We start from the raw sequence: 9,583 nt of genomic DNA, 5'->3' as shown, positions 1-9,583 counted from the left end.
CCGCCCCCTCGCGAAGAAGGGGCGGCGCGGCTCCGTGTCCGGTCAGTACGAAGAACCCGACGCGCCGAGCGCCCCGGTGGGGTGCCAGACCGTCTTGGTCTCCAGGAACGCCGTCAGCCGCTCGATGCCCGGCGTCGCCGCGTGATCCACAGGCTGTGGACGGAGCACCCGCTTGAGGTTGTCCGCCGCCGCGATCTCCAGCTCCCTGGCGAGTTCCGTGTCCGCGCCCGCGAGGTCGATCGCGTTGACGTCCTGGTGCGCGGCGAGCGGCGCGGCCAGCTCGGCCGTGCGGCCCGACAGGATGTTGACGACACCGCCCGGCACGTCGGAGGTGGCCAGCACCTCACCGAGGGACAGGGCGGGCAGCGGGGCCTTCTCGGAGGCGACGACGACCGCCGTGTTGCCGGTGGCGATCACCGGGGCGAGCACCGAGACCAGGCCCAGGAAGGACGAGTCCTGCGGGGCCAGCACCGCGACCACGCCGGTCGGCTCGGGCGAGGACAGGTTGAAGTACGGGCCCGCGACCGGGTTGGCGCCGCCCACCACCTGGGCGATCTTGTCGGTCCAGCCCGCGTACCAGACCCAGCGGTCGATCGCCGCGTCCACGACCGCGGCGGCCTTCGACTTGGACAGGCCCTCGGCCTCGGCGACCTCGCGGACGAACTGCTCCTTGCGGCCCTCCAGCATCTCGGCCACCCGGTACAGCACCTGACCGCGGTTGTACGCGGTCGCGCCGGACCAGCCGCCGAACGCCTTGCGCGCGGCCACGACCGCGTCACGCGCGTCCTTGCGGGACGAAAGGGGCGCGTTCGCCAGCCACTTGCCCTTGTCCGCCGCGCCGGCGGCTGATGTGTTCGTGGTCACTTCGTACACCCGGCCGCTTTCGGAGCGGGGGAACTTGCCCCCGACGTACAGCTTGTAGGTCTTGAAGACCGTGAGTCGATCAGACATCGAGGTACGCCTCCAGGCCGTGGCGGCCGCCCTCGCGGCCGAAGCCCGACTCCTTGTAACCGCCGAAGGGCGAGGTCGGGTCGAACTTGTTGAACGTGTTGGACCAGACGACCCCGGCCCGCAGCTTGCCGGCGACGGCCAGGATGCGGGAGCCCTTCTCGGTCCAGATGCCCGCCGACAGCCCGTACTGGGTGTTGTTGGCCTTGGCGACCGCCTCGTCCGGGGTGCGGAAGCTGAGCACCGACAGCACCGGGCCGAAGATCTCGTCGCGGGCGATGGTGTGCGCCTGGGTGACGTTGGTGAAGAGCGTGGGGGCGAACCAGTAGCCGGAGGAGGGCAGTTCGCAGGCCGGGGACCAGCGCTCGGCGCCCTCCGCCTCGCCCTGCTCCGCCAGCGCGGTGATCCGGGCCAGCTGCTCGGCGGAGTTGATCGCGCCGATGTCGGTGTTCTTGTCCAGCGGGTCGCCGAGGCGCAGCGTGGACAGCCGGCGCTTGAGGGCGTCCAGCAGCTCGTCCTGGACCGACTCCTGGACCAGCAGCCGCGAGCCCGCGCAGCACACCTGGCCCTGGTTGAAGAAGATGCCGGTGACGATGCCCTCGACGGCCTGGTCGATCGGGGCGTCGTCGAAGACGATGTTGGCGCCCTTGCCGCCCAGCTCCAGCGTCAGCTTCTTGCCGGTGCCCGCGACCGTGCGGGCGATCTCCTTGCCGACGGCCGTGGAGCCGGTGAAGGCGACCTTGTTCACGTCCGGGTGCGCGACGAGCGCGGCGCCCGCGTCGCCGTACCCGGGCAGGATGTTGACGACGCCCCTGGGCAGGCCCGCCTGGCGGCAGATGTCCGCGAAGAACAGGGCGGACAGCGGGGTGGTCTCGGCGGGCTTGAGGACGACCGTGTTGCCGGTCGCCAGCGCCGGGGCGATCTTCCACGCCAGCATCAGCAGCGGGAAGTTCCACGGGATGACCTGGCCGGCGACGCCCAGCGGGCGCGGGTTCGCGCCGAAGCCGGCGTGGTCGAGCTTGTCCGCCCAGCCCGCGTAGTAGAAGAAGTGCGCGGCGACCAGCGGGAGGTCCGCGTCGCGGGTCTCCTTGATCGGCTTGCCGTTGTCCAGCGTCTCCAGCACGGCCAGCTCGCGGCTGCGCTCCTGGATGACGCGGGCGATGCGGAACAGGTACTTGGCGCGCTCGGAGCCGGGCAGCGCCGACCACTTCTCGAACGCCCTGCGCGCGGCCTTCACCGCGCGCTCCACGTCCGCCTCACCGGCCTGCGCGACCTCGGAGAGCACCTCCTCGGTGGCGGGGGAGACGGTCTTGAAGACCCTGCCGTCGGCGGAGTCGGTGAACTCGCCGTCGATGAAGAGGCCGTAGGAGGGGGCGATGTCAACGACCGAGCGGGACTCGGGCGCCGGTGCGTACTCGAATGCGGATGCCATGGTGATCAGTCCACCGTCACGTAGTCGGGGCCGGAGTAGCGGCCGGTGGCCAGCTTCTGACGCTGCATCAGCAGGTCGTTCAGCAACGAGGAGGCGCCGAAGCGGAACCAGTGGTTGTCCAGCCAGTCCTGGCCCGCGGTCTCGTTGACCAGCACCAGGAACTTGATCGCGTCCTTGGTGGTCCTGATCCCGCCCGCGGGCTTCACGCCGACCTGGACGCCGGTCTGGCGCCGGAAGTCGCGCACCGCCTCCAGCATCAGCAGGGTGTTGGCGGGGGTGGCGTTGACCGCGACCTTGCCGGTGGACGTCTTGATGAAGTCCGCGCCCGCCATCATGCCCAGCCAGCTCGCGCGGCGGATGTTGTCGTACGTCGACAGCTCGCCGGTCTCGAAGATGACCTTCAGCCGGGCGCTGGTCCCGCAGGCTTCCTTCACGGCGGTGATCTCGTCGTGGACCTTGAGGTAGTCGCCCGCGAGGAACGCGCCCCGGTCGATGACCATGTCGATCTCGTCGGCGCCCGCCTCGACCGCGTCACGCACGTCGGCCAGCTTCACGGCGAGCGCGGCGCGGCCGGCCGGGAACGCGGTGGCGACCGAGGCGACCTTGACGTCCGAACCGGCGACGGCCTGCTTGGCGAAGGCCACCATGTCGGGGTAGACGCACACCGCGGCGGTGGCCGGGGTGGTCCGGTCCGTGGGGTCCGGGTGGACCGCCTTGGCGCCGAGCGCCCGGACCTTGCCGGCGGTGTCCGCGCCTTCCAGCGTGGTCAGGTCGACCATCGAGATGGCGAGGTCGACGGCGTACGCCTTCGCGGTGGCCTTGATCGAGCGGGTGCCGAGCGACGCGGCACGCGCCTCCAGGCCGACCGTGTCGACGCCGGGCAGCCCGTGGAGGAAGCGGCGCAGCGTGCTGTCGGACGCGGTGACGTCGGCGAACGCCGTAGCGGGGGATGGGGTGGAGGGCATGGTCACCAGACGAGCATATCTACGCGCGTAGCGACTGTATAGCCCCAGGGGTGGGGTTGTACGGGTGCCCGGCGCCGCAGGTCACGGATGGGCTCCGGTATCGGGCCCGAGGGTGTCGGAAGCGTGCCCTTCGTGCACAATCGGGGCCATGACGACCCCGGACCACCAGTCACCCGCTTCGCGGCCCGTGGCTCCCACCGCCAAGGACCGGATCTACCGCTCGCCGCTGGCCCTCGTGGGCGGCGCGCTCGTGCTGGGCCTCGTCGTCTGGCTCGGCGGCGACGCGCTGCTGCGCGGAACGGGCCGCACGCCGTGGCTCGTGCTCGCCGTACTGCTCCTGCTCGTGCCGCTGGTGATCGCGTTCACGCTGCGGCCCGCCGTGTTCGCCGGACCGGAACGGCTGCGCGTCCGCAACCCCTTCCGGGTGATCACGCTGCCGTGGGGTGAGCTGGACTCGTTCCGCTCCGGGTTGTCCAACGAGGTCTACGCCACATCCGGCGGCAAGTACCAGCTGTGGGCGATCCCGGTCTCCCTGCGCGCCCGCAAGCGGGCCTCGAACAAGCAGGCGCGGCTCGCGGCGGGGGCGACGCGCGGGGGACTCGGGGGCGGCCTCTTCGGCGGCGGTGCCGCCCTGTCCGCCTTCGGCACCCCGACCCCGCAGGCCGACGACGGCCCCGTCCGTGCCGAGACCGACAAGATCATGGACGACCTCCGCGAACTCCACGAGAACCACGGCGGGACCGAGGCCGCCCACGGCGAGGTCACCGTCCGCTGGGCCTACGAGATCCTGGCACCGGCACTGGCGGGCGCCGTACTACTGGCGATCCTGCTGATCACGGGCTGAACCGGGCCGGCCCGCGCCCGGGCCGACCCGTCGGCGTCAGATCCCCGCCGCCTCCGACAGATCCCGCTTGACGGACGTCAGCAGTTCCCGCGCGCGGGCGCGGGCCGTGGGGAGAGAGGGGCGGTCCGGTACGGGGACGACGACCTCCAGGTAGCACTTCAGCTTGGGCTCGGTGCCGCTCGGGCGGACGATGACGCGGGCGCCGTCCAGGGTGTAGCGCAGGCCGTCCGTGGGCGGGAGGGTGGCCGTGCCCCGGGTGAGGTCCTCCGCCGAGGTGACCGGCAGGCCCGCCAGGGAGGTCGGCGGCCGCTCGCGCAGGCGGCGCATCGCGGCCGCGATGACCGACAGGTCCTCCACCCGTACCGACAGCTGGTCCGTGGCGTGCAGACCGTGCTCCAGCGCGAGGTCGTCCAGCAGGTCGAGCAGGGTCCGCCCCGACTCCTTCAGCTCCGACGCCAGCTCGGTGATGAGCAGGGCCGCCGTGATGCCGTCCTTGTCCCGCACGCCCTCGGGGTCGACGCAGTAGCCGAGCGCCTCCTCGTACCCGTAGCGCAGGCCGTCCACGCGGGCGATCCACTTGAAGCCCGTCAGGGTCTCCTCGTGGCCGAGCCCGGCCTTCCCGGCGATCCGGCCCAGCAGGGAGGAGGAGACGATGGACTCCGCGAAGGTGCCGGTGACGCCCCGGCCCACCAGGTGCGCGGCGAGCAGCGCGCCCACCTCGTCGCCGCGCAGCATCCGCCAGTCGCCGCCGTCGCGTACGGCCACCGCGCAGCGGTCCGCGTCCGGGTCGTTGGCGATCACGAGGTCCGGCTCGGTGAGGGTCGCCCGCTCGAAGGCGAGGTCCATCGCGCCGGGCTCCTCCGGGTTGGGGAAGGCCACGGTCGGGAAGTCCGGGTCGGGCTCGGCCTGTTCGGCCACCAGCACCGGCTCCGGGAACCCGGCCCGCGCGAACGCCGCGAGCAGTACGTCCTTGCCGACGCCGTGCATCGCCGTGTAGACCGTACGGGCCGTGCGGGCCGACCCCTCGGCCAGCACCGCGTCCGTACGCGCCAGATACGCCTGGAGCACCTCGTCGCCCAGCACCTCCCAGCCCGACTCGGGCCGGGGCACGTCGGCCAGCGCGCGCACCGCGTCGATCTCGGCGGCGATCTCCGCGTCGGCGGGCGGCACGATCTGGGAGCCGTCGCCGAGGTACACCTTGTAGCCGTTGTCGCGCGGCGGGTTGTGGCTGGCCGTGACCTCCACGCCCGCGACCGCCCCCAGGTGCCGTATGGCGAAGGCGAGGACCGGGGTGGGCAGCGGGCGCGGCAGCACGGCGGCACGCAGTCCGGCGCCGGTGATGACGGCGGCGGTGTCCCGCGCGAAGTCGGCCGACTTGTGCCGGGCGTCGTAGCCGATGACCACCAGGCCGCCCGCCTCGCCCTTGGCCTTCAGATACGCGGCGAGTCCGGCGGCGGCGCGGATGACGACGGCGCGGTTCATCCGCGTCGGGCCCGCGCCCAGCTCGCCGCGCAGCCCGGCGGTGCCGAACTGGAGCGTGCCGCTGAAGCGCGCGGCCAGCTCCGCCGTGTCCCCCGCCTCGATGAGCCCGGCCAGCTCCTCACGGGTCTCCGCGTCGGGGTCCTCGGCCAGCCATGCCTGGGCCCGTGCGATCACTTCGTCCTGCACCTCGGGTGCACCTCTCTCTCGAACTGTGCGCTGCCTGTCCGCTGCCGCCGTCGGCTACAGCCGGTTCAGTACCTGTCCCAGCAGCTCGCCCATGCGCGCCGCCGAGTCGCGGCCTGCCTGGAGGACCTCCTCGTGGTTCAGCGGCTCGCCCGTCATGCCGGCGGCGAGGTTGGTGACCAGGGAGATGCCCAGCACCTCGGCGCCCGCCTCGCGCGCGGCGATGGCCTCCAGCACCGTGGACATGCCGACCAGGTCCGCGCCGATCACGCGGGCCATGCGGATCTCGGCCGGGGTCTCGTAGTGCGGGCCGGGGAACTGCGCGTAGACGCCCTCCTCCAGGGAGGGGTCGATCTCCTTGCACAGGGCGCGCAGGCGCGGCGAGTACAGGTCGGTGAGGTCGACGAAGTTGGCGCCCACGATCGGCGAGGTGCCCGTCAGGTTCAGGTGGTCGCTGATCAGCACGGGCTGGCCGGGGCGCATGCCCTCGCGCAGACCGCCGCAGCCGTTGGTCAGCACGATGGTCTTGCAGCCCGAGGCGACGGCGGTGCGCACCCCGTGTGCGACGGCGGCGACGCCACGGCCCTCGTAGTAGTGGGTGCGGCCCAGGAAGACCAGGGCGCGCTTGTCACCGAAGCGGTACGAGCGGATCTTGCCGCCGTGTCCCACGACGGCCGGCGGCGGGAAGCCGGGCAGCTCGGTGACCTGGAACTCGGCGTCGGGTTCGCCCAGGGCGTCCACGGCGGGAGCCCAGCCGGAGCCCATCACGAGGGCGACGTCGTGGGTCCCGGCGCCGGTGAGTTCGCGCAGGCGCGCGGCTGCGGCGTCGGCGGCGGCGTGCGGGTCGCCCTGGCGGTCGTCCGGAAGGAGAGATGCGTTCACGCGGATGAGGGTAGCCGGTGTTCTCCTACGCGCGTAGATGACGGAGCCCATGGGAATGCGATCGTTGTCAGGCGGATTTCGACAAAGGCTGGGCAAAAGGGCTGCGCGACAGCGGTGCGGGGTCCTGCACCGCCCCGGCGCGCTCCCTGCTCGCCGGGTGCGGGACAATGGGGTACGTGACTCGGATCGTGATCATCGGTGGCGGACCCGGCGGATACGAGGCGGCGCTGACGGCCGCCCAGCTCGGCGCGGAGGTGACCGTCGTGGACTGCGACGGTCTGGGCGGGGCGTCGGTGCTGACCGACTGCGTGCCGTCCAAGACCCTCATCGCCACGGCCGAGGTGATGACCACCTTCGACTCCTCCTACGAGGAGCTGGGGATCATCGTCGCCGACGACACCCCGCCGCTGGAGCAGGCGGCCCGCGTGGTCGGCGTGGACCTCGGCAAGGTCAACCGCCGGGTGAAGCGGCTGGCGCTCGCCCAGTCCCACGACATCACCGCCTCCGTCACCCGTGCCGGCGCCCGGGTCATGCGCGGCCGGGGCCGTCTTGAGGGCATGCAGGCCCTCGACGGCTCGCGCAAGGTCGTCGTCACCGCCGCCGACGGCACCGCGGAGACCCTCACCGCCGACGCCGTGCTCATCGCCACCGGCGGCCACCCGCGCGAGGTGCCCGACGCGCAGCCGGACGGCGAGCGCATCCTGAACTGGACGCAGGTCTACGACCTGACCGAGCTGCCGGAAGAGCTGATCGTGGTCGGCTCCGGCGTCACCGGCGCCGAGTTCGCCGGTGCCTACCAGGCGCTCGGCTCCAAGGTCACCCTGGTCTCCTCGCGCGACCGCGTGCTCCCCGGTGAGGACCCGGACGCCGCCGCCGTGCTGGAGGACGTCTTCCGCCGCCGGGGCATGAACGTGATGGCCCGCTCCCGCGCCCAGTCCGCCAAGCGGGCCGGCGACCGGGTCGAGGTCACCCTCGCCGACGGCCGCGTCATCACCGGTACGCACTGTCTGATGGCGGTCGGCGCGATCCCGAACAGCGCCGGGCTCGGCCTGGAGGAGGCCGGGGTCAAGCTGCGCGAGTCCGGGCACATCTGGACCGACAAGGTCTCCCGCACCTCCGCGCCCGGCGTGTACGCGGCCGGTGACGTGACCGGCGTGTTCGCGCTGGCCTCCGTCGCGGCGATGCAGGGCCGGATCGCGGTCTACCACTTCCTCGGCGACGCGGTGACCCCCCTCGACCTCAAGACGGTCTCCTCCAACGTCTTCACCGACCCCGAGATCGCCACCGTCGGCTACACCCAGGCCGACGTGGACGCGGGCAAGATCGACGCGCGCATGGTGAAGCTGCCGTTGCTGCGCAATCCGCGCGCGAAGATGCAGGGCATCCGGGACGGCTTCGTCAAGATCTTCTGCCGCCCCGGCACCGGGATCGTGGTCGGCGGTGTGGTCGTCGCGCCGCGCGCCTCGGAACTCATCCACCCGATCTCGATCGCGGTCGACAACAATCTGACGGTCGAGCAGATCGCCAAGGCGTTCACCGTCTACCCCTCGCTGTCCGGCTCGATCGCCGAGGTGGCCCGGCAGTTGCAGTCCCGCAAGGCGGGTGGCGCGGGCTGACCGGAGCCGCCTATGCGGGCGGCATAGTCGATCGGTAAGGCCCTATATCAGTTCCGGGGTCCCCTTGCGAACAACTTCTGCTATTCGGCGCAAACTGCTGAAAGCAGACGGTCGTTGGGGTTACTGTCAGTTTCGTGTTCGCTGCAGAACGTCGTCAACTGATCCTCGAAATGGTGCGAGCCAATGGGGCCGTGTCGCTCCGTGAACTCGCCCGCGTCGTCCAGACCTCCGAAGTGACCGTACGGCGGGACGTGCGCGCGCTGGAGGCAGAAGGACTCCTCGACCGCCGGCATGGCGGTGCGGTACTGCCGGGTGGATTCACGCGAGAATCCGGCTTTCCGCAGAAATCCCATCTCGCGACCGCGGAGAAGACGGCCATCGCCGACCTCGCCGCGGGACTCGTCGAAGAAGGCGAGGCCATCGTGGTCGGCGCCGGTACGACCACCCAGGAGCTGGCCCGCAGACTGGCCCGGGTACCCGGGCTGACCGTGGTCACCAACTCCCTGCTGGTGGCGCAGGCGCTGGCCCACGCCAACCGGGTGGAGGTCGTCATGACCGGCGGCACCCTCCGGGGCTCCAACTACGCCCTGGTCGGCTCCGGCGCGGAGCAGTCCCTGCACGGTCTGCGCGTCTCCAAGGCGTTCCTCTCCGGGAGCGGCCTGACCGCCGAGCGCGGGCTCTCCACGTCCAACATGCTGTCGGCCTCCGTGGACCGGGCCCTGGTCCAGGCCGCCTCCGAGGTGGTGATCCTGGCCGACCACACCAAGCTGGGCACGGACACCATGTTCCGTACGGTGCCCACCGAGGCGATCACCCGCCTGGTCACCGACGACCCCCCGGCCCACGACGACCGCGCCGCCACCGAACTCCAGGCCCTGGCCGACCAGGGCGTGCAGATCACGGTGTCCGGAGCGACCGGCGCCCCGGAGCAGCCCCCGGCCCCCCGCGGCCAGCGCTCCTCCCAGCTCCCCGGCCCCCGCCGCGGCCAGCCCCCCGCCCCCACCCTCCGCGGAGTCCTGGCCGACCAGCCCCCGGACCGTGCCCGGGTGGCGGACCTGCGCCGCAGGTAGGTTCTGGCGGGGTCACATGGCCGAGGACACCCGTCTTCCCCGAACCGGGCACCTGTCCAGGGCGAACCGTTCCTTCGGCCGGTCCCGGGCCGTGCCGCGCAGGCCCAGCCTCTCGGGTGTGGCTTCGTCAGAGCCCGACGCCCGGCGGACCGTTCCTGATC

Annotated in this window: 8 protein-coding genes; 3 read left to right on the top strand and 5 right to left on the bottom strand. The window is 72.1% G+C overall.

What is annotated here, in order from left to right:
• Positions 1 to 42 precede the first annotated feature (42 nt).
• The 3 genes from ACFWN1_RS29055 to deoC are packed head-to-tail and all read right to left on the bottom strand — an operon-like array spanning position 43 to position 3,345.
• Positions 43 to 951 carry an aldehyde dehydrogenase family protein gene (locus ACFWN1_RS29055; protein WP_384368284.1) on the bottom strand — a complete coding sequence of 303 codons (909 nt, stop codon included), beginning with the start codon at positions 949 to 951 and terminating at the stop codon, positions 43 to 45.
• Positions 944 to 2,380, bottom strand: a complete 1,437-nt coding sequence (locus ACFWN1_RS29050; RefSeq protein ID WP_384368281.1) for an aldehyde dehydrogenase family protein — start codon at positions 2,378 to 2,380, stop codon at positions 944 to 946. The genes ACFWN1_RS29055 and ACFWN1_RS29050 overlap by 8 nt, the downstream gene beginning before the upstream one ends.
• 5 nt (positions 2,381 to 2,385) lie before the next feature.
• Positions 2,386 to 3,345 (bottom strand): deoxyribose-phosphate aldolase, encoded by a 960-nt coding sequence (deoC, locus tag ACFWN1_RS29045; protein WP_384368290.1) that lies wholly within the window; start codon positions 3,343 to 3,345, stop codon positions 2,386 to 2,388.
• A gap of 148 nt (positions 3,346 to 3,493) precedes the next feature.
• On the opposite strand from deoC, the gene ACFWN1_RS29040 reads away from it, so the two are divergent.
• Positions 3,494 to 4,189 carry a PH domain-containing protein gene (locus ACFWN1_RS29040; RefSeq protein ID WP_384368278.1) on the top strand — a complete coding sequence of 232 codons (696 nt, stop codon included), beginning with the start codon at positions 3,494 to 3,496 and terminating at the stop codon, positions 4,187 to 4,189.
• Positions 4,190 to 4,225: 36 nt separating this feature from the next.
• On the opposite strand, the gene ACFWN1_RS29035 is transcribed toward ACFWN1_RS29040, so the two are convergent.
• Entirely contained in the window at positions 4,226 to 5,857 is a 1,632-nt protein-coding gene (locus ACFWN1_RS29035; protein ID WP_384368275.1) for a phospho-sugar mutase, read from the bottom strand.
• Between the two features lie 54 nt (positions 5,858 to 5,911).
• Positions 5,912 to 6,736 (bottom strand): purine-nucleoside phosphorylase, encoded by an 825-nt coding sequence (locus ACFWN1_RS29030; RefSeq protein ID WP_384368272.1) that lies wholly within the window; start codon positions 6,734 to 6,736, stop codon positions 5,912 to 5,914.
• Between the two features lie 167 nt (positions 6,737 to 6,903).
• On the opposite strand from ACFWN1_RS29030, the gene ACFWN1_RS29025 reads away from it, so the two are divergent.
• Both ACFWN1_RS29025 and ACFWN1_RS29020 read left to right on the top strand, forming a co-directional pair.
• Positions 6,904 to 8,352: an NAD(P)H-quinone dehydrogenase gene (locus ACFWN1_RS29025; RefSeq protein ID WP_384368269.1), complete on the top strand. Its 1,449-nt coding sequence runs from the start codon at positions 6,904 to 6,906 to the stop codon at positions 8,350 to 8,352.
• A gap of 170 nt (positions 8,353 to 8,522) precedes the next feature.
• Positions 8,523 to 9,422: a DeoR/GlpR family DNA-binding transcription regulator gene (locus ACFWN1_RS29020; RefSeq protein ID WP_384368287.1), complete on the top strand. Its 900-nt coding sequence runs from the start codon at positions 8,523 to 8,525 to the stop codon at positions 9,420 to 9,422.
• The last annotated feature ends 161 nt before the right edge of the window (positions 9,423 to 9,583 follow it).

Source organism: Streptomyces sp. NPDC058459 (genome assembly GCF_042721685.1).
GTDB lineage: Bacteria > Actinomycetota > Actinomycetes > Streptomycetales > Streptomycetaceae > Streptomyces.
Note: the sequence above shows the minus strand (reverse complement) of the source record. Positions and strands in the feature narration are given on the sequence as shown.

Bases quoted from the DNA above. Each gene is read 5' to 3' on its own strand.
- ACFWN1_RS29040 (WP_384368278.1), top strand. From the start codon at position 3,494: ATGACGACCCCGGACCACCAGTCACCCGCTTCGCGGCCCGTGGCTCCC.
- ACFWN1_RS29020 (WP_384368287.1), top strand. From the start codon at position 8,523: ATGGTGCGAGCCAATGGGGCCGTGTCGCTCCGTGAACTCGCCCGCGTC.
- ACFWN1_RS29050 (WP_384368281.1), bottom strand. From the start codon at position 2,380: ATGGCATCCGCATTCGAGTACGCACCGGCGCCCGAGTCCCGCTCGGTC.
- deoC (WP_384368290.1), bottom strand. From the start codon at position 3,345: ATGCCCTCCACCCCATCCCCCGCTACGGCGTTCGCCGACGTCACCGCG.
- ACFWN1_RS29055 (WP_384368284.1), bottom strand. From the start codon at position 951: ATGTCTGATCGACTCACGGTCTTCAAGACCTACAAGCTGTACGTCGGG.
- ACFWN1_RS29025 (WP_384368269.1), top strand. From the start codon at position 6,904: ATGGGGTACGTGACTCGGATCGTGATCATCGGTGGCGGACCCGGCGGA.